Here is a 23,842-nt window from a genome sequence, read left to right as displayed (position 1 = left end):
GTTGTTATTCCACCGATTTTTCATTGCGTTTTGCGCGTGCCGTGATAATTCCGCGTGATTTTCGGGCGACTTACCGCAATCTCAATATTGTTATCGATCCGTTAAATCATTATTTAACGAATCGAATTGGCCGGGCTCGAACGGATGTGATAACGCGTGCGAATCGCGTCCGACGGACGGCATCGCGGCTTCGCCATCCGTTCGCTGCGTCGTCGCCCGCGCACCGAAACCGCGGCCGCCAGCTTACTTTTGTATATAATAATCATTCTCATTTACAGAATTGTTGATGCTCGCGCACCCCGGAACCCGGCCATGTCCGCTGACAAGCTGTCCCTCCATCGAGAAATCGACGCCCTCTATGCCGGCCACCACGCGTGGCTGCGCGGCTGGCTGAGCCGGAAGCTCGGTTGCGCGCACCGCGCGGCCGACCTGGCGCACGACACGTTCATGCGCCTGCTCGCACGCGACGAGCCGATCGGCGCCGACGAGCCGCGCGCGTTCCTGACGACGGTCGCGCAGCGTGTGCTGAGCAACCACTGGCGGCGCGAGCAGATCGAGCGCGCGTATCTCGACGTGCTCGCGCAGCGCCCCGAAGCGGTTGCGGCGTCGCCGGAAGAGCGGGCCGTCGTCGTCGAGACGCTGCTCGAGATCGACCGGCTGCTCGATGGCCTGCCGCTCGCGGCGAAGCGCGCGTTCCTGCTCGCGCAGCTCGACGGGCTCACGCAGGCCGAGATCGCGCGCGAACTCGGCGTGTCGCTCGCGACGGTGAAGCGCTATCTCGTGAAGGCCGGCACGCAGTGTTTCTTCGCGATGGCGGCCTGACCGATGGCCGCCCCGGGAGCGCCGGCGGTGCCGCCGCACGTCGCACGTCGCGCGGTCGAATGGTGGGTCGACCGGCAGTCGGGCCGGACGGACGACGCGTTCGTCGCCGCGCTCGCGCGCTGGCGCGCGGAGGATCCGGCGCACGACGCGGCGTGGCGTCACATCGAAGCGATGCAGGGCCGGTTCGGCCGGCTGGCGGCCGGGCTCGACGCGCAGGCCGCGTATGCGGCGCTGCTGCCGAAGCGGGCAGGCCGCCGCGCGGTCGCGAAGGCGCTGGCCGTGCTGCTGTTCGCGGGCGGTGCCGCATGGATGGCCGAACCCGCACGGCGCGCGGCGATCTGGCCGGCCGACCTGCGCACGGCGGTCGGCGAGCGGCGCACGGTGACGCTCGCCGATCGCACGGTCGTCGTGCTCGATACCGATACGGCGCTCGACGTGCGCTTCGACGACGCGGCGCGGCGCCTGCGCCTGCTGCGCGGCACGACCATGGTCACCAGCGGTCACGACGATCGTGTGCCCGCGCGGCCGCTCGTGGTCGCGACCGCGCAGGGCGAGCTGCGCCCGCTCGGCACGCGCTTCGCGGTGCGGCAGCGCGACGGTGCGACGCGCGTCGAGGTGTTCGCCGGCGCCGTCCAGGTGCAGCCGGTCGATGCGTCGGCCGGCACGCGCGTGATCGCGGCCGGAGAGGGCGCGGATTTCTCGCGCGATGCGATCGGGGCGCCGGCGCCGCTCGATCCGTATGCGTCCGCGTGGACGGGCGGCATGCTCGTCGCGTCGCGCATGCGGCTGGCCGATCTCGTCGCCGAGCTCGACCGCTATCGGCACGGCAGCCTGCGCTGCGATCCGGCCGTGGCCGAGCTGCGGGTGTCGGGCACCTATCCGCTCGACGATCCCGCGCGCGTGCTCGATACGCTGACGGCGACGCTGCCGATCGACGTCCACTACCTGACGCGTTACTGGGCGACCGTCGTGCCGGCCCAGTCGGCCCATTCGTGAGCGCCCCGCAAATTTTTTTCGCCGACCTGAGCTGTTTCTCGATGTTCGCGTGACATGGGTCATGAAAGCAGCCCATCGTCCACCGACTCCCCGATCATGGCTTCCATCCGTCTCACGTATCGGCGCCGTCCGGCGCCCGCCCGTCTTGCCCGCCGGCTGGCCGGCGCCGTCCTGCTGTCGGCATTGCTGCCGTTGCCCGCGCTGGCCGACACCGACGCCGATGCGGCGCCCGCCGCGCAGCGCGCGTCGCGTCGTGCGTTCGACATTCCGGCCGGCCCGCTCGAAGCAACGCTGAACCGGTTCGGCCGCGACGCGGGCATCCTGCTCGCGTTCCCGGCCGAACTGACGGCCGGCCTGACGAGCGGCGGCGTGCACGGCCGGTTCGACGTCGACGGCGGGTTCGACCGCCTGCTGGCCGGCACGGGCCTCGTCGCGCTGCGCCAGCCGGGCGGCGGCTACACGCTGATGCGCGCCGACGGTTCGGCGGCCGCGCCCGTGGCGGCCGGCGCCGCGCCGGCCGCCGAGTTGCCGACGATCGACGTGCGGTCCAGCGCATTGCGCGCCGAAAGCTATCGCGCGCCGAAGGAAGCCGGCGTGATGCGCTCCGACATTCCGCTGCTCGACACTGCGCAGGCCGTCAACGTCGTGCCCGCACAGGTGCTGCGCGACCAGCGGCCGCGCAATCTCGACGACGCGCTCGGCAACGTGAGCGGCATCACGCAGGGCAACACGCTCGCGGGTACGCAGGACACGATCATGAAGCGCGGCTTCGGCGGCAACCGCGACGGCTCGATCATGCAGAACGGCATGCCGCTCGTGCAGGGCCGCGCGTTCAACGCGGCGACCGACAGCGTCGAGGTGCTGAAGGGGCCGACGTCGCTGCTGTACGGGCTGATGGACCCGGGCGGCGTCGTCAACGTCGTCAGCAAGCAACCGCAGCTCGCGCGCTACAACGCGATCTCGCTCGGCGCCTCGACGTTCGGGCACGGCAAGAACGGCGGCAGCGCGACCTTCGACTCGACCGGGCCGGTCGGCGATTCGCGGCTCGCGTACCGGCTGATCATCGACCAGTCGAACGAGCAGTACTGGCGCAACTTCGGCGAGTACCGGCAGACCTTCGTCGCGCCGTCGCTCGCATGGTACGGCCGCGATACGCAAGTCGCGGTGTCGTACCAGTACCGCAAGTTCCATGCGCCGTTCGATCGCGGCACCGCGCTCGACCCGCGCACCAACGCGCCGCTCGACATTCCCGCACGGCGGCGCATCGACGAGCCGTTCAACAACATGGACGGCGAATCGCATCTCGCGCAACTGAGTGTCGATCACCAGTTCAACGCGGACTGGAGCGCGCATTTCGGCTACAGCTACAACCGCGAGACCTACGATGCGAACCAGTTGCGTACGACCGGCGTCGATCCGGTGAAGGGCACGATGACGCGCAGCAACGATGCGACGCACGGGTCGCTCAGCACCGACAGCTACGGGATCGGCTACGTGACCGGCAAGCTGACGCTCGCGGGGATGCGGCACGACCTGCAGGTCGGCTTCGATACCGAATACCGCCGCATCTATCGCAAGGACATGCTGCGCCAGGCCGTGAAGACGCCGTTCAGCTATGTCGATCCGGTGTATGGGCTGCTGCCGCCGTCGAGCACGGTGTCCGCGAGCGACAGCGACCAGACCGACACGCTGCACGATGCGTCCGCGTTCTTCCAGGATACGGTTCACCTGACCGACAAGTGGATCGTGTCGGGCGGCATCCGCTACATCACCTACAACCAGGTCGCGGGGCGCGGCCGGCCGTTTACCGCGAACACCGATCTCAGCGGCTCGAAGTGGCTGCCGCGCGCGGGCGTCGTCTACAAGTGGACCGATGCGTTCTCGCTGTACGGCAGCTATTCGCAGTCGCTGAAGCCGTCGTCGTCGATCGCGCCGATGACGGGCTACGTGATCGACGGCGCGACGCCGCCCGAGGAAGCGACCGCGTGGGAAGTGGGCGGCAAGCTCGACCTGCCGGGCGGGGTGACCGGCACGCTCGCGCTGTTCAACATCGACAAGAAGAACGTGCTCGTGTCGCAGTACAACGACGCGACGAAGCTGACCGACTGGCGCACGTCGGGCAAGGCGCGCTCGCGCGGCGTCGAGCTCGACGTGTCCGGCAAGATCGGCGAACGCGTGAACGTGATCGCGAGCTACGCGTACATCGACGCGAAGACGACCGAGGACCCGTTGTACGCGGGCAACCAGCTGTGGAACGTCGCGCGTCACACCGCGTCGCTCGCGGCCGTCTATGACTTCGGCACGGTGGCGGGCGGCGACGACCTGCGCATCGGCGCGGCCGCGCGTTACGTGGGCGCGCGGCCCGGCGATTCGGCGAACAGCTTCACGCTGCCGTCGTACGTGCTCGCCGACGCGTTCGCGACCTACGACACGCGGATCGGCAAGCAGAAGCTGTCGTTCCAGCTCAACGTGAAGAACCTGTTCAACCGCACGTACTACCCGTCGAGCGCGAACCGCTATTTCGTCGCGGTCGGCGATGCGCGGCAGGTGTCGCTGCTGACCACGCTGCAGTTCTGAGTGCGCAACCCACTTCATTCACGCAAATCGCCGCGCGTCGCACATGACGGCGTGCGGCTTCGGAGAAGAACCTGATGAACCGGAACATGAAGACCGGCGCCGCGCGCGCCGTGGCCGCCGGCACGCGGCGTCGCGCGTTGCGCTCGCTTGCCGGCGCGGCGTTCGCATTGTGCGCGGGCCTGTCAGCCAGCGCCCCCGCAGTCGCCGCCGATGCCGCCGATGCCGTCGTTGCGGCGCCGGCCGTCACGCGCGTCGCGATGCTCGTGCAGCTGCACGGCCCGAACCTGAAGATCGACGAACGCATCGGCCAGCATCTCGGCGAACGCGGCTACGCGGTGCGCCTGATCGACGAGTCGGCCACGCCCGATGCGGCGCGCGATGCCGACCTGGTGGTGATCTCGTCGACGGTATCGTCGAAGAACGTGCGGCCCGGCTGGCGCACGCTCGACAAGCCGCTCGTCACGTGGGAGAACGACCTGCTCGACGATCTCGCGATGACGGGCAAGCGGCACGACGTCGACTTCGGCGAAACGGGCAAGGAGCGCTACCTGTGGCTCGTCAATGCGCCGCATCCGATGGCGGCCGGGCTGCCGGCCGGCGCGACGAACGCGTACGGCAAGCAGGCGCCGATGAGCTGGGGCAAGCCGGGGCTCGGCGCGATCACGATCGCGACCGTGTACGGTCAACCCGACAAGGCCGCGATCTTTGCATACGAGAAGGGCGCGACGATGGACTACGAAACGCTCGCGCCGGCGCGCCGCGTGATGTTCTTCCTCGACAACGACACGTTCACGAACCTGTCGCCGGCCGGTGTTGCGCTGTTCGATGCGGCGGTGGACTGGGCGGCGGGACGGCGTTGAGCCGCCACGCGTCGATCACGCGGCCTGCGGCGGCGCGCGCCGCCGCGACGCTGCTTCGATCAGTTGCGCCAGCGTTTGCGCGGGTTCCGACATCGTGCGTCGCGCACGATGCACGAGCCCGATGTCGCGGTGAAACGTGTGATGCCCGAGGTCGATCGCGCGCACGCCGGCCGGCCAGCGGCGATACACGGCGGTTTGCGGCACGATCGCGACGCCGACGCCGTTCTCGACCAGCTTGACGATCGCGTCGAGTTCGTCGAGTTCGCAGGTGTCGCGCACCGTGATATGCATCTTGCGCAGAAAGCGGTCGACCTGGCGGCCGCCGAACGACGCGCGGTCGTAGCGCACGAACGGCGCGTTCGCGAGCAGGTCGGCCCAGTCCTTGCCTTTCACGCCGCGCGGCACGATCAGCCGGAACGGTTCCTGTGCGAGCGTCGTCCAGTGCAGGTCGCTCTGCAACGCAAACGGCGGCCGGATGATCGCGGCCATGTCGATCTCGCCCGCGTCGACCCGGTTGACCAGCTCGATCGACAGCCCGGGTATCACGCGCGTCCGGCACGCGGAGTGCAGGCGATGGAAATCGGCCAGTGCGGCCGGCAGCAGCGCGCTCTGCACCGACGCGATCGCGCCGATCGTCACGCGCACGGCGGCCGGCGTGCCGGGCGCGGTGGAGCTCAGGTTCTCATACAGGCCGATCAGCGCCTGCGCCTGGTCGAGCACGTGATTGCCCCGCTCGTTGAGCCGCGCCGATCGACCCTGCCGATCGAACAGCGCGAAGCCAAGCTCGGCTTCGAGACGCTGCATCTGCGCGCTCACGGCCGCCTGCGTGAGCCCGATACGATTGCCGGCCGCGGCAAAGGTGCCTTCCCGGGCGACGGCGACGAGGGTTTTCAGTTCGCGAATCATTCATCAATTCCGTTTGTGAATCGCAAAACTATATATTGATTTAATTTTTGCTCGGCCTTGTCTACCATGATGCCGTCCTCGCGTCACGCGAGCGTTTCTTCACGAGGCCATCATGAGTCTTTCCCCGTTTCACCTGGCGATTCCGGTCTACGACCTGCCGGCCGCGCGCGATTTCTACGGCCGCGTGTTCGGGCTGGAGGAAGGGCGTTCGAGTGCGCAGTGGGTCGACTTCAACTTTTACGGGCATCAGCTCGTGATCCACGAGCATCCGAAAACCGCGTCGCAGGAAGGCGCGCATACGAATGCGGTCGACGGTCACGACGTGCCGGTGCCGCATTTCGGGATCGTGCTCGACTGGGCGAGCTGGGAAGCGCTGGCCGAGCGGCTGCGCGGGTTCGGCGTGACCTTCGTGATCGAGCCGTATGTGCGGTTCCAGGGGCAGGTCGGCGAACAGGCGACGATGTTCCTGTTCGATCCGTGCGGCAATGCGCTCGAATTCAAGGCGTTCCGCGACATCGGCCAGCTGTTCGCGAAGTGACCGGCAACGGCGCCAGCGCCGAAAGAAATTGGGTGCGAGAATGCGGCCTGCGGCCCGGCCGCGCGCAGGTGCGACGGCCGGCGCCGCACCGCACGGCATCCGTCCGTGCGCGCCGTTCTCCAAGGAACCCGTATGGACAGTCACATCGCTCCGGTCGCGCTGAATAAAGCCTACCGTCTCCTCAATCACGGCCCGACCGTGCTCGTGTCGGCGCGCCACGACGGCGTCGACAACGTGATGGCCGCCGCGTGGGCGTGCGCGCTGGATTTCCTGCCGCCGAAGCTGACCGTCGTGCTCGACAAATCCGCGAAGACGCGCGAGCTCGTCGAGCGCAGCGGCACGTTCGTGATCCAGGTGCCGACGGCCGCGCAACTGCAGCTCACGCATGCGGTCGGCAGCCACAGCCTCGCGGAACGACCCGACAAGCTGCGCGAAGCGGGCGTCACGCTGTTCGACGTCGACGGCCATGACCTGCCGTTCGTCGCCGGCTGCTCGGGCTGGCTCGCGTGCAGGCTGATTCCCGAGCCGCACAACCAGCAGACCTACGACCTGTTCATCGGCGAGGTGGTCGGCGCGTGGTCCGACACGCGCGTGTTCCGCGACGGCCACTGGTATTTCGAATCGGCCGATCCCGCGCTGCGCAGCCTGCACTACATCGCGGGCGGCAATTTCTATGCGATCGGCGAATCGCTGCACGTCGATCCGGACGCGCAGTAAGCGCCGCACGAACTTTCCGAATCAGGCGCGCTTCATGCGCGCTTTTTCAATTCCGCCAGCATGATGTCGGCGAACGCCTGCGCGACGCGCGGCAGCGTGCGTCCGCGCTTCGTGACGAGCGCGATCGGCCGCACGAACGCGGGATCGTCGATCGGCTTCGCGACGAGGTCGGGCTCGGCGCGCACCTCGCGCGCGGTCGCGGGCAGGATCGTCACGCCGAGGCCGCCGCGCACCATCGCGACGGCCGTCATCATGTAGGTCGGCTCGCACGCGATGTCGGGCGTGCAGCCGGCCGCTTCCAGCGCGGCATCGACGACGCTGCGCACGCTCGTGCCCTGCGCGGTGAGCACGAGCGGCACGCCGGCGACGTCAACGGTGCTGACGCGGCGCTTGCGCGCGAGCGGATGATCCTTCGGGCACACGGCGACGAGCCGGTCGGCGCCCGCATACAGCACCTCCAGCGACGCATCGAACGTATCGCCGCCGGTCAGCCCGAGATCGGCTTCCTCGTTGCGTACCAGCGCGGTGACGAGGCTCGCGACGCCGTCGCGGATCTCGAAGCCCGCGCGCGGCACGTCGCGCCGGAGCGACTGGATCAGCTCCGGCAGTACGCTCGACGCGAAGGTCGGCAGGCACGCGAGCCGCACCGTGCCGCTCGTGCCTTCGCCGAGCGCACGCGCATCGCGCAGCACGCGTTCCATATCGTCGAGCGAGCGCTGCAACAGCGGCAGCAACTCACGCCCGGTCTGCGTGAGCGCGACGCTGCGGCTGTTGCGGTCGAACAGGCGCGCGCCGACGATTTCCTCGAGCCGACGGATCTGCACGGTCAGCGCCGGCTGCGACAGATGCAGCCGCGCGGCCGCGCGCGTGAAGTTGCCGGCGTGCGCGACGGTGACGAACGCGCGAATGTCGCGAAGATTCAGATCCATAACGATTCGTGATTGCTGCGATCAAATCATTTCAATTGTGCTATCGCTGCGCCGACCTTACGCTCGTCTCCAACAAAAGACAAGGTAGGAGACACGGATGCTGCCGTTACTCGGGCTTGGCACGATCGTCGTGCTGCTGGCCGCGATTCTGTCGAAGCGGATGTCGCCGCTCGTCGCGCTGATCATCGTGCCGATCGCCGCGTCGCTGATCGGCGGCTTCGGGCTGCACACCAGCAAGTTCGTCATCGACGGGCTGAAGGGCCTCGCGCCCGTGGTCGGGATGTTCGTGTTCGCGATCCTGTACTTCGGGACGATCACCGACGCCGGCACGCTCGACCCGATCATCGACCGGATCCTGCGCGCGGTCGGCACACGGCCGACGCGCATCGTGATGGGCACGACGCTGCTCGCGCTGCTGATCCACCTCGACGGCTCGGGCGCCGTGTGCTTTCTCGTGACGATTCCCGCGGTGCTGCCGCTGTACGATCGCCTGAAGATGGACCGGCGCGTGCTGGCCGCCGCGGTGTCGATGGCCGCGGGCATCAACTTCCTGCCGTGGACCGGGCCGATGATCCGGGCCTCGGCGTCGCTGCATCTGCCGGTGTCGGCGCTGTTCAATCCGTTGATTCCGGTGCAGGCGATCGGGCTCGTGTTCGTGTTCGGCGTCGCGTACTGGCTCGGGCGGCGCGAGGAGAAGCGGCTCGGCCTGTCGCGCGACGATGCGTCGGTTCCGTTGCCCAAGCGCGAGCTGACGCCCGACGAGCAGGCGCTGCGTCGGCCGCACCTGTTCTGGTTCAACCTCGTGCTGACGCTCGTCGTGCTCGGCACGATGGTCGTGATGGGCGAGAAGATTCCGCCCGCGATCATGTTCATGGTCGGGCTGTGCATCGCGCTGATGGTGAATTACCCCGACGTCGACATGCAGCGAAAGCGCGTCGACGCGCATGCGCGTGCCGCGCTGATGATGGCCGGCATCCTGCTCGCGGCCGGCGTGTTCACCGGGATCATGCAGGGCAGCGGGATGCTGAAGGCGATGGCGCAGGCGGCGGTCGGCTTCGTGCCGCCGTCGATGGCCGGCCACATTCCGGTCGTGCTCGGCCTCGCGTCGATGCCGCTCAGCATGCTGTTCGATCCCGATTCGTTCTACTTCGGCGTGCTGCCCGTGATCGCGGAGGTGGCCGGCCAGCTCGGCGTGCCGGCCGTGCAGGTCGGACAGGCGGCGCTGCTCGGTCAGATGACGACGGGTTTTCCGGTCAGCCCGCTCACGCCCGCGACGTTCCTCGTCGTCGGCCTGTGCGGGATCGAGCTGGCCGAGCACCAGAAGTTCACGTTTCCGCTGCTGTTCGGCGCGTCGATCGTGATGACGATCGCTTGCGTCGTGCTCGGCATCTTTTGATTCTTCCCGGCGGCGCACTCCGCCGGACGACGGTACGGACATGACAGCAAAGCAACCTGAACGGCGCGTGCGCATCGGCGCGGGCGCCGGCTACTCGGGCGACCGGATCGAACCCGCGGTCGAACTGGCCGAACACGGGCAGCTCGATTACCTGGTCTTCGAATGCCTGGCCGAGCGCACGATCGCGATCGCGCAGCAGGCGCGCCGCAAGGATCCGGCGCTCGGCTACGATCCGCTGCTCGACGCGCGGATGCACGCGGTGCTGCCGGTCGCGGCGGCCAAGCGCGTGCGCATCGTGTCGAACATGGGCGCGGCGAACCCGCGCGCGGCCGCACGGCGTACCGCACAGATCGCGCAATCGCTCGGCATCGCAGGGCTGAAAGTCGCGGCGGTCGAAGGCGACGACGTGCTCGACGTCGTGCTGCGCGGCGCGTTCCGCTTCGAGGAATCCGGTGACGAGGTCGCCGCGTATCGCGGCCGCATCGTGTCCGCGAACGCGTATCTCGGCGCCGCGCCGATCGTCGATGCGCTCGCGGCCGGCGCGGACGTCGTGCTGACCGGGCGCGTCGCCGATCCGTCGCTGTTCGCCGCGCCGCTGATCCATGCGTTCGGCTGGCGGATGGACGACTGGGACACGCTCGGGCAGGCGACCGTCGTCGGCCATCTGCTCGAATGCGCGGGGCAGGTGACGGGCGGCTATTTCGTCGATCCCGGCTACAAGGACGTGCCGAATCTGGCGCGGCTCGGCTTCCCGATCGGCGAGGTCGCGGCCGACGGCTCGGTCGTGATCACGAAGGTGCCGCATGCGGGCGGCCGCGTGAGCGCGGCGACCTGCAAGGAACAGCTGCTCTACGAGATTCACGACCCGGCGCGGTATCTGCAGCCCGACGTCGTGGCCGATTTCATGCGCGTGGCGGTCGCCGAGGAGGCGATCGATCGTGTGCGCGTGACGGGCGGACGCGGCACCGCGCGGCCCGATACGCTGAAGGTGTCGGTCGCATATGTCGACGGCTGGATCGGCGAAGGCCAGATCTCGTACGGCGGCCCGGGCGCGCTCTCGCGTGCGCGTCTGGCGCTCGACATCGTTCGCGAGCGGCTGGCGCTGACCGGCGTCGCGGCGAGCGAGCTGCGCTTCGACCTGATCGGCGTCGATGCGCTGTATGGCGACGCGACGCCGGCCGCGCGCGGCGAGCCGGCCGAGGTGCGCGTGCGGGTGGCCGGCCGCGCGACGAACGGCGCCGAAGCCGCTCGGATCGGCAATGAAGTCGAGACGCTCTATACGAACGGGCCGGCCGGCGGCGGCGGTGCGTTCAAGTCGACGCGCGAGGTGATCGCCGTACAGTCGGTGCTGTTGCCGCGCGCGGCCGTGACGCCGTCTTTTTCATTCGTGGAGGCCTGATGCAACTGCGTGAACTCGCGCATGCGCGCACCGGCGACAAGGGCAATACGCTGAACGTGTCGGTCATTTGTCGCGATCCGCGTCATTACGACTACCTGCGCATGCATCTGGATGCGGAGGCTGTGAAGACATGGCTCGCGGGCATCGTGCACGGCGACGTCGTGCGCTACGAATTGCCGGCGCTCGGCGCGTTCAACTTCGTGCTGCGCGATGCGCTCGGCGGCGGGGTGACGCGCTCGCTCGCGCTCGACGCGCACGGCAAATCGGTCAGTTCGGCGTTGCTGGCGATCGAGGTGCCCGACCCGGCGTGACCCAGGCGTCGCGGCCGGAACGCGGCCGGCGTTCACGGAATCAGCAGTTCGCGACGTCCGTCCGCGTGCTCGATGCGCTCGCCCGCGATGTGCAGGCGCTGGTCCCGCCGATAGTCGTACACCGCGCGCGATGCGGCGAGCTGGTCGAAATCGAGTTCGACCGCATGACGCGATTCGGTGTTGCCGGCTTCGACGATCAGGTTGCCGAACGGATCGACCGCGAGGCTGCCGCCGGCGAACACGACGTCGTGGCTGCCGGTGCCGACGCGGTTGGCGACCGCCGCGAACACCTGGTTCTCCATCGCGCGCGCCGACACCGACGTGCGGTGGACGTTGCGGTACGGCTCCATGTTGCCGTCGGTCACGAGGATCAGTTGCGCGCCGAGCGCGGCAAGCGCACGGCCGCTTTCCGGGAATTCGCTGTCGTAGCAGATCAGCAGGCCGATCCGCACGCCACGCCATTCGACCGTCGCGTAGCGGTCGCCGGGCAGCACGGTGTCGCGCTCGCTGACCCACAGGTGCGTCTTGCGATAGCGCAGCGCGATGCCGTCCGGCGTGACGAACACGGTGGTGTTGTAGAAGCGGCCGCCATCGTTCTCGATCAGCCCGACCACGACCGCGACGTCGCGCGCACGGGCGGCCGCGATCACCGCGCCGACGCTCGGGCCGTCGAGCGGCTCGGCGACTTCGGCGAGATTCGATGGATCGAGGAAGCCGGTGAGCTGCGCTTCCGGAAACATCACGAGGTCGGTGCCCGGCGCGCAGGCTGCGATCGCTTCGAGCGTGCGCTGCAGGTTGGTGTGGGTGTCGCCGTCGCGGCCGGCGAGCTGGACGATGTCGAGCTTCAGTTTCATGAGCGGTGTCGATGGCAGTGGCCCGTCGCGGCAGGCGGCGGAGCGGTTGGAGCGAGCGCCCAGTATGCGCCGAACCCGGCAATTTCCTATCCCGCCGACGCGTTAACCCCTCGGGGTATTGATCTTGCGGCAGGCCACTCGACGCTTGCGGCGCCGCGCCGTGCGTGTACGCTACGGCCTCGCGGGCCGATTCCCGCGCGTATCGAACGGAGCCTGGAGTGAAGAACGAGATCGTAACGCCGGCCGGCGCGAATGGCGCGACCGGCCATCGTGGCCGGCGTGCGGCAATCGCGATGTGCGCCGCATTCGCTTGTGTCGGCGCGATTGCCGTGCAATCGGCGGCCGCCGCGCCGGCTTCATCGTGTGACGCGCAACTGACGGCACTCATCGTCCCTGCGCTGCGACAGACCGCGATGGATCGGCGTGACATCCGTGCCGCCGTGGACGAGCGCAACGGCGACGTCTACCGCATCCGCCTGTTCACGACGCCCGACCATCCGGGCACGCCGAATCGCGAAGCGACGGTTGGCTGGGTGACGCTCGATACGCAGGCGATGCAGGCGCTCGATGTTACGCGCGACCCCGATCGGCCGGACGTGCTGCAGATCGACCGGCGTGCGCTGTCGCGTTTCGTGTCGACATGCGCGGTATCGGCCACGCCGGTACACAGTGCCGTCGATTGCGATGCGCTGAACCGCCATGCGCAGGCGCAAGGCGATTACGTGACGGGCAGCGACGCAGGGCGCGTCGTCACCGGCAAGGGGCGGCTGCCGTTCTTTTCCGCACCGGACGACGCATGCAGGATCGACGGGCTGTTCATCGTCGAGCACGACCACGTCGACGCGCGGACCGAGTACGGCCGCTTCACGTCGGTCGTCTATCTGAATTCGCGCACGCGCGGCATCGCCGAAGGATGGGTGCGTACCGCGCGGCTGAAGCCCGACGGCACGGGCATCGCGCCACGGCAACCCTGATCGGACGAATCTGCAACGATTTGCCACACATCAATCCGACCTGATCTCATCATGACTGTCCAGAACCGGAACCGACGTCTCAAGCCGCTCGCGGCCTCGCTCGCTGCCCTTGGCGCGCTCACGGTACTCACGGCGCTCGCCGCGCTGTCGCCCGTTCATGCCGCCGAGCCGCCCCGGCCCGACCTTCCACTGCAGGCCTTCATCCACGACTCGTACGGCAACTGGCGCGCGGACCGCAAGGGCTGGCAGGCGGAAGGGGACGATTCCATCTATTCGCCGTGCGGCGTGCTGCGCGTGGCGACCGCGGACGGCCCGCGCACGCTGCTCGCGATGTGCGGCGAGACCGAGGCGGCGGTGCAGAACGGGATGCCGGGCATGGATGCGGACGCGACGCCGGGCACGATCGACCTGTACGTGCTGAAACCGGCGCCGGACGGCAGCGCGCTCGAGGCGGTCGTGAAGAAGACGGAGATCGCGTCGGGCCAGCGCGGCGCGCCCGGCACGGTGCGCATCGAGCGGCTCGGGCCGCATCTGTTCGGGTTCGTGATCGGCGAAAGCGACACGCGGCAAGGCTATACGCAACGCTTCCGCGCGATCTGGCTGCCGTACGGCAACGCGCTGGTGCCGGCGGCGGCGCGCATCGACGAGGCGCTCGACAATGCCGAGTCGACGGAATGCGCACACGTCCGCGCGCGCTGCGAGGAACGCCGCTTCGAGATCGCGCCGGACACGACCGGCGCGGGCGACGTCTATCCGTTGACGGTCACGGAAACGGGTACGCGCGGCGACAAGGCCATCCATGCACGCTACACGGTGAAGTTCGACGCCGCGCGCGGCCGCTACCTCGTGCCCAAGGCGCTGCGCGACGGGTACTGATCCTTCGCGTGCAGGGACGGGCGGCGTTGCGCCGCCCGCGCATCACACGTACAGGTAGCGCACGAGGTGGAAGAGCACCGGTGCGGCGAAGCAGATCGAATCGACGCGATCGAGCATCCCGCCGTGGCCGGCGATCATCGAGCCCCAGTCCTTCGTGCCGAGCGAGCGCTTGACGGCCGACAGCACGAGCCCGCCGACGAAGCCCGCGATCACGATCGCGAGCGAGATTAAAACGGCGAATTAGCGTGGTACTCGGAGACTTGTCGTTCGACTGGCGGCTGTCGAAGTCGTACGTCAGCACACGTCAATCAGACGAGACTGAAAATCGAAATTTGTGGTTCGCATTCAACATCTTGGCAATATTTGACAGTCGTTTTTCGATGTTTCAGTAAGCTCGCGTTCAATAACCAAACGAACGGACGCAGGCCGCGTCGGCGAGAATGAACAAGAATACGCATCGCCTGGTGTATTTCAGGCTTCGGGGTATGGTGGTTGCCGTCGCCGCGACGGCGACGGCCGAGGGGAAATCGGCAACGGGCGAGGCGCGTGCGCGGCTGCGTTCATCGTCGTCTGGCGTTCGCGTTGTGATGGCAGGTGTCGCCGCGCTCGGCATGTTGCCCACCCTGTCCGGTGCGCAGATCATCCCGACGCCGGGCACCAGCACACAGGTGATCCAGACGCCGAACGGTCTGCCCCAAGTCAACGTGGCCAAGCCTTCAGGCGCCGGCGTATCGGTCAATACCTACAATCAGTTCGATGTCCAAAAGGCCGGCGCGATCCTGAACAACTCGGCCACGATGGTTCAGACACAGCAGGCGGGCTGGATCAACGGCAACCCGAATTACGGAGCCGGGCAGGCCGCTCGGATCATCGTCAACCAGGTCAACAGCCCGAACCCCTCTCAAATTCGCGGCGCCGTGGAGATCGCAGGCGCCCGCGCGGAGCTCGTCCTGGCGAATCCGTCCGGGATTTTTGTCGACGGTGGAACCTTCCTGAATACCAGTCGCGCGACCTTGACGACCGGCGTACCGTACTACGGCGCCGATGGTTCGCTCGCCGGGTACAACGTCAACCGCGGGCTCGTGACCGTCTCGGGTGCCGGCTTGAACGCAACCGGTACCGATCAGGTGGACCTTATCGCCCGTGCTGTACAGGTCAACTCCGCCATCTATGCGAAGAACCTGAACGTGATCGCAGGCGCGGCTCAGGTCAATCACGACACGCTTGCTGCGACGCCGATCGCCGGTGACGGCTCCGCTCCGGTAGTCGCGATCGACGTGAGCCAGTTGGGCGGTATGTATGCCAATAGGATCGTCCTCGCATCGAACGAGTTTGGTGTGGGGGTGGCCAACGCCGGCACCATCGCCGCGCAGGCAGGCGACCTGACGTTGCAGTCGAACGGCCGGCTCGTGCTCACGGGCAAGACCACGGCAAGCGGCAATATGGCGCTGTCGGCCGCAGGCGGCATCCAGAACAGCGGTACCACGTATGCGCAGCAATCGCTGTCGGCGAACACCGCCGCCGATCTCACGAACACCGGGACGCTCGCGGCGCAGCAGAACACGACGGTCAACGCTGGCAGCGTCAACTCGACCGGCACGCTCGGCGCGGGCGTGAACAACGACGGTTCCGTCGCGCACAGCGGCGACCTGAACCTCACTGCGTCGGGCCAACTGACCGCGACCGGCCAGAATGTCGCAGGCGGCAATGCGTCGCTGACGGGCGGCAGCGTAAATCTCGCCGGCAGCCAGACGGCGACGAACGGCAATCTGTCGCTGAACGCGACGGCCGGCGACGTGAACCTGTCGAACGCAACGACGAGCGCGCAAGGCGCTATTCACGCGAACGCGATGGGCACGGTGATCAACGACCACGGTAGCCTGTCGAGTGGCGGCAGCACGATGCTGACCGGCGGCAACCTGTCGAACCAAGGCGGCAAGGTATCGTCGCAGGGTCCGTTGTCGGTGAATGTCGCCGGCCAGATCGCCAACCAGTCCGGCGAACTGGTATCCGAAAGCACGGCGGACGTGCGGGGCGGCGCCATCGCGAACAACCAGGGCACCATCCAAAGCGCGGCGGGCATGATGGTGGCTGGTGCGTCACTGGACAACACGGCGGGTCGGATTACGTCGCTCAACAGCGACGGTCTCTCTGTGACGACCAGCAGCCAGTTGACCAACGCAGCGGGCGTGACGGCGAACGGCGCGCAAGGCGGCGTCATCGCCGGCAATGGCGATGTGTCGGTTCAAGGCGCAAACGTTGTCAATCGCGGTGCGATCACATCCAACACGAATCTTCGTGTATCGGGGCAGTCGATCGACAACGGCAGCGGCACGCTGCAGGCTGCGCAAAAGGTGGCTGTCGATGCGGGCGCGCACCTGGTCAATAACGGCGGCTCGATCGTCGGTCGGACGGCCGCGCTGACTGGTACGACGCTCGACAACAGCGCGGGCACCGTACAGGCCGACCAGGTGTCGTTGAACGCGACGGATCTCATGAATCACGGCGGCACGATCACACAGACCGGCACCAGCGCGATGAGCGTGGACGTGTCAGGCACGCTCGACAATTCCAGTGGCGGCACGCTGCAAACCAACAGTACCGACCTGACGCTCGCACCGACGGCAATCGTCAACGACGGCGGCACGATCACCCATGCCGGCAACGGCACGCTGACGCTTGGCGGTGGCACGGGTTCGGTGTCGAACGTGGGTGGCGCGATCGCTAGCAACGGGCGCGTCGTCGCGCAAACCGGCACGCTGAACAACGCGGCGGGCTCGATCAATGCGCAGAACGGACTGACGGCAACCGTCGGCGGCATGCTGAACAATGCGAGCGGCAAGCTGTTGTCGAACACGGACGTAAGTGTCACAAGCGGTACGTTGTCGAACGACGGCGGCCAGATCGGTGCCAGCACGAACGCGACGATCCGCACCGGCTCGATGACGAACCAGGGCGGCTCGATCGTCGCGCCGAACCTGTCCGTCACCGCCGATTCGACGCTCGACAACAGCGGCGGCAAGCTCGAAGCCAATCAGCTTGCGCTGACGGCCGCCAACCTCGTGAACCACCGCGGTACGATCACGCAATACGGCTCGTCGGCGATGGACATCAATGTCAGCGGCACGCTCGACAACTCGGCGGCCGGTGTGATTCAGACCAACGCCACGGACCTGACGCTTGACCCCGCCGAGCTGAACAACGCGGGCGGCACCATTACGCACGCTGGCACGGGTACGCTGACGATCGCGCCGGGCAACGGATCGAACGTGCTGAACAACGCGTCGGGCACCATCGTGACGAAGGGGCAAGCCACCGTCGACGCGGCTTCCTGGAACAACGTCAGCGGTATCCTCGCCGCGCAGCGCGGCATCAACGCCACGATTGCGGGCGACATGAACAACGCGCAGGGCCTGCTTCGATCGGATGCATCGCTGTCATTGAAGGGCGGCGGTGCCCTGTCAAACCGGGGTGGCCACATCCAGGCCGGACAGTCGACAGCGGGCGACACCAGCACACTCGACATTCAATCGGCCTCGATCGACAACGCGGACGGCGCCATTGTCGACCTCGGTGCGGGCAAGATGACGGTGCAAGGCGGCAGCCAGATCGCCAACAGCCACGCCAGCGGCGTAGCGGGCATGGGTGCGATTACCGGCAACGGCGATGTGACGGTCAGCGCGGCGTCGATCAGCAACACGCAAGGCGGTCAGCTCAGTGGCGCATCGCTGCATGTTCAAGGCAACACCCTGGACAACAGCGGCGGCACCATTGGCAACGTCACGAATTCGAACGGCGACGTGGACGTCACGACGACCGGCGCGATCACGAACACGAACGGCCAGATCAGCTCGACGCATGACCTGTCGGTTGCGGCGGCCACGCTGCAGGGCGGCGGCACATACAGCGCAACGCACGACGCGAACGTGAATCTGCAGGGCGACTACACGGCGGCATCCGACACGCAGTTCAATGTTGGTCACGATCTCGCCTTCACGCTGCCCGGCACCTTCACGAACAACGCGAATCTGCAATCGGTCAACAACCTGAGCGTCAACGCGGGCAACATCGTCAATGTGGGCGCCCTGACTGCCGGCGGCCTGCTGCATACGCAATCGACCAACCTGATCAATACCGGCGCGCTCGTGGGCGCCAGCGCCTCGCTCAACGCGACGAATACGATCTCGAACCTCGGGCCGACCGCGCTGATCGGTGCGTCGGATAGCAGCGGCACGCTGGAAATCCTGGCGCACGACATCGAAAACCGCGACGACACGACCGCGACCGATTCAATGGCGACGACCGCCATCTTTGGCATGGGCAAGGTCGTGCTGGCGGGCGGCAAGGACGCGAGCGGCAACTACACGAACTCGGGGCTCGTCAACAATGTATCGGCGCTGATCCAGTCCGGCGGCGACATGGAACTGCATGCCGACAAGATCACGAGCACGCGCCGCGTGATGAAGACGTCCACCGGTCAGATCGATCCGGCATTGCTCGCGCAGTTCGGCATCAGCATGTCCGGATGCGTGGCGGTCCACATGGAGGCCTGCGCCGGCCGTGACGTGCACTGGGTCGACCTGAGCAAGCCTGAACAGCGTGAACTCTTTCTGGATTTCGTGGGCGGGGTTCCGACCGATCCGCCTCATGGCGGGCAGTGGAACAGCGGCTACCAGAAGACGACGTACTATGCGGACAGCGCGACGGCGACGACGGTAACGGACATTAGCCCGGCCGCCCAGATCGTGTCGGGTGGCAGGATCGATGCGTCGTCGGCCGGCACGCTGCAAAACTACTGGAGCAACATCGCGGCGGTCGGCGACATCAAGATGCCGGCCCGCTACGACGCCGATGGCTGGGCAGCGTCCGGCCAGAAACTGCCGGGCGTGACGGTTTCGTACTCGGGCCAATATCACTACAACAACTACGACAACACCGAACACGACTGGCAACTGCCGTTCGGCAACGCGCCGTTCGTGACGGGGCGTCCAGGCGGCTATACGCAGGCGGCACCGGCGTCGATCAAGGATTACACGCTGCCGGGCTACTTTTCGACGCTGAGTTCCAACGGCACGATCTCGGGGACGGGCGTCAGCGTCAGCAACACGGCCGGTAACGCATCGATTCCGTCGCTCGGCTTGTTGCCGGGGCAATCGGTGCCGGGCCTCACGCCCACGAACTTGAGCGGCAACGCGAGCGGCGCAAAATCGGGCGCATCGTCGGTGCACGGCGGTCCGCCGGCGCCGGTCGATCCGATCATCGCCAGTGCGACGGCGCTGAACGTGCTGAACAACCTCACGATTCCGCAGGGTGGGTTGTACCGGCCGACTACCGCGCCGAATGCGAACTACGTGATCGAGACGAACCCGGCGTTCACGAACCAGAAGAACTTCATTTCGAGCGACTACTTCTTCGGTCAACTCGGCGTCGACCTCACGCATATTCCGAAGCGTCTCGGCGACGGCTTCTATGAACAGCAACTCGTGCGCAATCAGGTGACGGCGCTGACCGGCAAGGCGGTGCTGGGGCCGTATGCCGACTTGCAGACGATGTACCAATCGTTGATGACGGCGGGCGCGGATCTGTCGAAGTCGCTCGATCTGCCGATGGGCGCGAGCCTGTCGGCCGAGCAGGTGTCGAAGCTGACCAGCAACGTGATCATGATGGAAACGCGCGTGGTCGACGGCCAGTCGGTGCTCGTGCCAGTCGTGTATCTCGCGAAAGCCAGCCAGCAGAATGTCAATGGCCCATTGATCAGCGCGACGAACATCGATTTCCAGAACGCGCAGTCGTTCACGAACAGCGGCACGATCAAGGCAGACAATACGCTCGCGATTCAGGGCAAGCAGATCGACAACGCGTTCGGCGCGCTGCAAAGCGGCGGACTGATGTCGCTGAAGACCGAGAACAACATCGACCTGACGTCGGCGAACGTGAAGGCTGGCAGTCTGCAACTGGATGCCGGCAAGGACCTGATTCTCGATACGGCGACGAAGACGAACACGCGCGTGAGCCGCGACGGTGCCACGAGCGTGGTGACGACGCTCGGGCCGACAGCGAAGCTGGACGTCGCGGGCAATGCGTCGATCGTCACTGGCGGCAACTTCCAGCAGAACGCGGGCAACCTGTCGATCGGCGGTAATCTCGGGATGAACGTCGGCGGCAACTGGGATCTCGGTGCGGTCCAGACAGGCGAGCACAAGATCGTGCAGCGGGCGAACGGCGTGTCGAACACCGACATCAACAAGGTCACCGGTAGCTCGGTGACGGTAGGTGGGCAATCGAGCATCGGCGTCGGCGGAGACCTGACGGCGAAGGGCGCGCAGATCGACCTCGGCCAGGGTGGCACGATCGCCGCCAAGGGCAACGTGACGCTCGGCGCGGCGAGCACGACATCGACGGTGAACAGCAACAGTTCCGGCAGCGACAGTCACGGCAGCTATGCGGAGACGCTGCACACGTCGGATCAGGCACTCACTGGCACGACGCTCAAGGGCGGCGATACCGTCACATTGGCGTCGGGCAAGGATCTCACGATCAGCGGCAGCACGGTCAGCCTGGATAAAGGCAATGCGAATCTGATGGCGAGCGGCGATGTGAATATCGGCGCGGCAACCGAAACGCACGAGCTGAACTCGCATGAAACGCATAGCCATAGCAATGTGGTGAGCGGCGTGAAGGTTGCGAGTGGGATCGACCAGACGATGACGCTCAATCGCGGCAGTCTGGTGTCGGCGGACGGCGTGAACATTGTCAGCGGCAAGGACGTCAATGTTCAGGGCAGCACCATCGTCGGAACGAATGATGTGACGCTCGCGGCAGCGCGCAACGTGACGGTCACGACGTCGCAGGACACCTTGCAGTCGTCGAGCTACTACAACAAGAAGGAATCCGGGCTAATGTCGGGCGGGGGACTGTCGGTGTCGGTCGGCAGCAGTTCGCTGAAGACGACCAGTCAGACGGCCGAGGTGTCGAACAACGGCAGCACGATCGGTTCGCTGAAGGGTAACCTCAGCATCACGGCTGGAAACGACTTGCATGTGACCGGAAGCGACCTGATCGCAGCGAAGAATCTCAGCGGGACAGGCGCGAACGTAACGATTGATGCGGCGCAGGACAAGAACTACCGCGGTGAAACGCAGGAAGTCTCGAAGAGCGGCCTGACGCTGGCGCTGAAAGCGCCGGTGATCGACGCGGTGTCGAATGCGGTGGGGCAGTCGCGCGCGTCCGGCAGCAGTCAGGATGGCCGGGCAGCAGCGCTGCACGGAATGGCTGCGGCGAGCGCGGCATGGGATGCGAACATGGCTGCGGGCGATGTGGTCCGGGCGCTGGGGGCGGGCGAAACGCCTCAGTTCAAGGTCGAAGTCAGTGTCGGCAGCAGTCACAGCAAGAGCGCGTTCTCCGAAGACAGCGTGACGAATCGCGGCTCGAATGTGAATGCGGGCGGAACGGTGGCGTTTGCGGCAACCGGCAACGGTCAGGCTGGCAGCGGCAACGTGACGATCGCCGGCTCGAATGTGAACGCAAACGACGTGATTCTGGCTGCAAAAAATCAAGTCAATATCGTCAATACGACGGACACCGATTCGACTCGCAGCACGAACGAGTCGAAGAGCGCGAGCGTGGGCGTGTCGGTCGGCACCGGCGGGTTCGGTGTTTCCGCGGCGATGTCGAAGGCCAACGGCGACGGTAACAGCGATCTGGCCACGCAGAACAACAGCCATGTGAATGCTGCAAACAATGTGACGATCATCTCGGGCGGCGATACGAACATCATCGGCTCGAACGTGAAGGGCAATCAGGTGAACGCCGACGTGGGTGGAAACCTGAACATCGTCAGCGTGCAGGACACGTTGTCGAGCGCGGCGCATCAGTCGAGTTCGGGTGGCGGCTTCAGCATCAGTCAGGGCGGTGCCAGTGCGAGCTTCAGCCAGAGCAAGGGCAACGCGTCGGGCAGCTATGCGGGCGTCAATGAGCAAGCCGGGATTCAAGCAGGTGACGGCGGTTTCAATATCAATGTCACCGGTAATACCGACCTGAAGGGTGGACTCATCGCAAGTCAAGCGGATGCGTCGAAGAATTCGCTGACGACAGGTTCCCTGTCCTTCTCGGACATCCAGAACCAATCGCATTACGATGCGAGCTCGAGCGGCTTCAGTGCGGGTGCGACGACCGGCGACGGCGGGATGAACTACAGCACGCACGGCAGCACGTCGGGCAAGAATGCGGGTGGTGCAGCGCCTATGCTTGGCCAGAACGACAGCGGTAGTGATAGCGCGACGACGAAGAGCGGAGTCAGCGCGGGAACAGTGACGATCACGGATTCGGCAAACCAGAAGCAGGACGTGGCGAGCTTGAACCGCGATACGACGAACACGAACGGAACAGTCGCCAAACTGCCGGACATGCAGAACCTGCTGGCCAAGCAGTCGGACATGATGGCCGCGGCCAGCGCGGCTGGTGAAGCGGTGTCGCGCCGGATCGGAGACTACGCCGACGAGATGAAACGGCAAGCCGAGAAGAATGGTGACCAGGCAGGTGTCGATGCTTGGAAGGAAGGCGGAGCGAATCGCGCACTGATGCAAGGTGCAGGCGCGGCGCTGGTGACTGGACTGGCGGGCGGCAACGCGGTCGGTGGCGCAGCTGGCGCAGCGATTGCGTCGATCGCGTCGGGCAAGCTGAACGAGCTGAGCAGTGCGATCGCGGGGAGCGATCCGACCGGCAACGCCAATATGAATCAGGCGCTGGGGAACATCGTGGCGAACGCGCTTGCTACTGGGGCCGGCGGTGTCGTGGGCGGTGAATCCGGGGCGTTCTCGGGAAACAACGTTGACCGGTTCAATCGGCAGTTACACGAGGACAGCAAGGCGAAGGAACTGACGCTGGCGAAGAAGCTGGCGACGGAGAGCGGTGGTAAGTACACGGTGGAGCAAATCGCGGACCAAATGGCACAGATGAATCTGGTGACGTCGGATGGCGGGATGCTGCCGGGCAATGTGCGGGTTGCGTCGGGTGATAAGCCGCAAGACGGGACGGAATGGACGCAGTACGGTGTGAATAGAGCCGGGCAAACAGTATGGACGCAATCATTGGGGCCAGGTGATCCGGATTTGCAGGCGTATATTGCGAAGGGAGCGCAGGGCAGCGGATTCTCCTATCAGTCGACGACGACGGGCTCGAATCCGGGATTGGTGAGGGCCCCAGACTTTGTGAATTTCCAAGTCGACTACTTTGTAGGAAGTGTGTGGGGAACGTTTACACGAGATGGTCACGCGTACTTCGGGACTGGGGTAAATATGGCACTTCCCAATCCAGTCCAGGCATCAGCAAGCATTACTGCTGGTTGGCTCAATCAAACAAGCGTTGCTCCCGGCCAAACGAATAACTTCGCTGGCGGCTATGCTGGCGGGATGACTGGTGCATACGGTATATTTGGCGCAGGGATTATGAATTCGCCAGGCAATGGAACGGCAACGATTATTGGTGTTGGTGGTGGCGTTAGCGCTGGGAAGAATACCAATATCGGTGGCGTTGGTGGTGGCTACAGTATCGATCAAGGTAAAACAGGAATTGGGTGGTAAATATGGTTGGCATTCCAGGATCAACTCCAAAAACACGATTGCAGAAGGCGGTGGGAGTTCTTGTCTTCATTGCAATTATGGGTTTTATTGTATACGTGGTGATAAA

The 23,842-nt window shown here is 66.1% G+C and carries 15 protein-coding genes and 1 pseudogene; 12 read left to right on the top strand and 4 right to left on the bottom strand.

All coding sequences use genetic code 11. From position 1 onward, the window contains the following. Nucleotides 1-312 precede the first annotated feature (312 nt). The 4 genes from HWX03_RS24380 (at nucleotide 313) to HWX03_RS24365 (ending at nucleotide 5,255) form a co-directional block, all read left to right on the top strand. Complete coding sequence (locus HWX03_RS24380; protein ID WP_175820085.1) at nucleotides 313-822, top strand: sigma-70 family RNA polymerase sigma factor; 510 nt, start codon at nucleotides 313-315, stop codon at nucleotides 820-822. Nucleotides 823-825: 3 nt separating this feature from the next. Then, nucleotides 826-1,818, top strand: a complete 993-nt coding sequence (locus HWX03_RS24375; protein ID WP_175872953.1) for a FecR domain-containing protein — start codon at nucleotides 826-828, stop codon at nucleotides 1,816-1,818. 54 nt (nucleotides 1,819-1,872) lie between these two features. Continuing rightward, the gene (locus HWX03_RS24370) at nucleotides 1,873-4,395 is read left to right on the top strand and encodes a TonB-dependent receptor (RefSeq protein WP_175872952.1); all 2,523 of its coding nucleotides are present in this window, start codon (nucleotides 1,873-1,875) and stop codon (nucleotides 4,393-4,395) included. Between the two features lie 74 nt (nucleotides 4,396-4,469). Next, a complete protein-coding gene (locus HWX03_RS24365) occupies nucleotides 4,470-5,255 on the top strand; it encodes a hypothetical protein (RefSeq protein WP_175872951.1) in 786 nt (261 codons plus the stop codon). Between the two features lie 15 nt (nucleotides 5,256-5,270). On the opposite strand, the gene HWX03_RS24360 is transcribed toward HWX03_RS24365, so the two are convergent. Beyond that, a complete protein-coding gene (locus tag HWX03_RS24360; RefSeq protein WP_175872950.1) occupies nucleotides 5,271-6,161 on the bottom strand; it encodes a LysR family transcriptional regulator in 891 nt (296 codons plus the stop codon). A 112-nt stretch (nucleotides 6,162-6,273) separates the two neighbouring features. Between HWX03_RS24360 and HWX03_RS24355 the strand changes: the two genes are divergently transcribed. Both HWX03_RS24355 and HWX03_RS24350 read left to right on the top strand, forming a co-directional pair. Beyond that, nucleotides 6,274-6,699 carry a VOC family protein gene (locus tag HWX03_RS24355; protein WP_006481570.1) on the top strand — a complete coding sequence of 142 codons (426 nt, stop codon included), beginning with the start codon at nucleotides 6,274-6,276 and terminating at the stop codon, nucleotides 6,697-6,699. A 132-nt stretch (nucleotides 6,700-6,831) separates the two neighbouring features. Continuing rightward, nucleotides 6,832-7,416, top strand: coding sequence for a flavin reductase family protein (locus tag HWX03_RS24350; protein WP_175872949.1), 585 nt, complete (start codon nucleotides 6,832-6,834; stop codon nucleotides 7,414-7,416). A 32-nt stretch (nucleotides 7,417-7,448) separates the two neighbouring features. On the opposite strand, the gene HWX03_RS24345 is transcribed toward HWX03_RS24350, so the two are convergent. Further along, nucleotides 7,449-8,345 (bottom strand): LysR family transcriptional regulator, encoded by an 897-nt coding sequence (locus tag HWX03_RS24345; RefSeq protein ID WP_175872948.1) that lies wholly within the window; start codon nucleotides 8,343-8,345, stop codon nucleotides 7,449-7,451. A 97-nt stretch (nucleotides 8,346-8,442) separates the two neighbouring features. On the opposite strand from HWX03_RS24345, the gene HWX03_RS24340 reads away from it, so the two are divergent. The 3 genes from HWX03_RS24340 to HWX03_RS24330 are packed head-to-tail and all read left to right on the top strand — an operon-like array spanning nucleotide 8,443 to nucleotide 11,451. Continuing rightward, a complete protein-coding gene (locus HWX03_RS24340) occupies nucleotides 8,443-9,741 on the top strand; it encodes a citrate:proton symporter (protein WP_175820079.1) in 1,299 nt (432 codons plus the stop codon). A gap of 40 nt (nucleotides 9,742-9,781) precedes the next feature. Further along, the gene (locus HWX03_RS24335) at nucleotides 9,782-11,140 is read left to right on the top strand and encodes an acyclic terpene utilization AtuA family protein (protein ID WP_175872947.1); all 1,359 of its coding nucleotides are present in this window, start codon (nucleotides 9,782-9,784) and stop codon (nucleotides 11,138-11,140) included. Beyond that, nucleotides 11,140-11,451: a hypothetical protein gene (locus HWX03_RS24330; protein WP_175872946.1), complete on the top strand. Its 312-nt coding sequence runs from the start codon at nucleotides 11,140-11,142 to the stop codon at nucleotides 11,449-11,451. Before HWX03_RS24335 ends, HWX03_RS24330 begins: the two co-directional genes overlap by 1 nt. A gap of 32 nt (nucleotides 11,452-11,483) precedes the next feature. On the opposite strand, the gene HWX03_RS24325 is transcribed toward HWX03_RS24330, so the two are convergent. Continuing rightward, nucleotides 11,484-12,305 (bottom strand): carbon-nitrogen hydrolase family protein, encoded by an 822-nt coding sequence (locus tag HWX03_RS24325; protein ID WP_175872945.1) that lies wholly within the window; start codon nucleotides 12,303-12,305, stop codon nucleotides 11,484-11,486. Nucleotides 12,306-12,523: 218 nt separating this feature from the next. Here HWX03_RS24325 and HWX03_RS24320 point away from each other — a divergent pair, with 218 nt between their 5' ends. Then, a complete protein-coding gene (locus HWX03_RS24320) occupies nucleotides 12,524-13,279 on the top strand; it encodes a hypothetical protein (RefSeq protein ID WP_244132754.1) in 756 nt (251 codons plus the stop codon). Nucleotides 13,280-13,330: 51 nt separating this feature from the next. Beyond that, on the top strand, nucleotides 13,331-14,155 hold the full coding sequence (locus HWX03_RS24315) for a topoisomerase IV (RefSeq protein ID WP_175872944.1): 825 nt from the start codon (nucleotides 13,331-13,333) through the stop codon (nucleotides 14,153-14,155). A gap of 42 nt (nucleotides 14,156-14,197) precedes the next feature. Here the strand turns inward: HWX03_RS24315 and HWX03_RS24310 are convergent. Then, nucleotides 14,198-14,383: pseudogene (locus tag HWX03_RS24310) on the bottom strand (phosphatidate cytidylyltransferase); the annotation flags it as partial. A 212-nt stretch (nucleotides 14,384-14,595) separates the two neighbouring features. Between HWX03_RS24310 and HWX03_RS24305 the strand changes: the two are divergent. Then, nucleotides 14,596-23,736 carry a hemagglutinin repeat-containing protein gene (locus tag HWX03_RS24305; RefSeq protein WP_175872943.1) on the top strand — a complete coding sequence of 3,047 codons (9,141 nt, stop codon included), beginning with the start codon at nucleotides 14,596-14,598 and terminating at the stop codon, nucleotides 23,734-23,736. Nucleotides 23,737-23,842 lie beyond the last annotated feature (106 nt).

It is taken from the genome of Burkholderia sp. BCC0397 (assembly GCF_902832865.1).
Classification (GTDB): Bacteria; Pseudomonadota; Gammaproteobacteria; order Burkholderiales; family Burkholderiaceae; genus Burkholderia.
The sequence above is the reverse complement of the archived record's forward strand: the minus strand, read 5'-3'. Positions and strand labels throughout refer to the sequence as shown.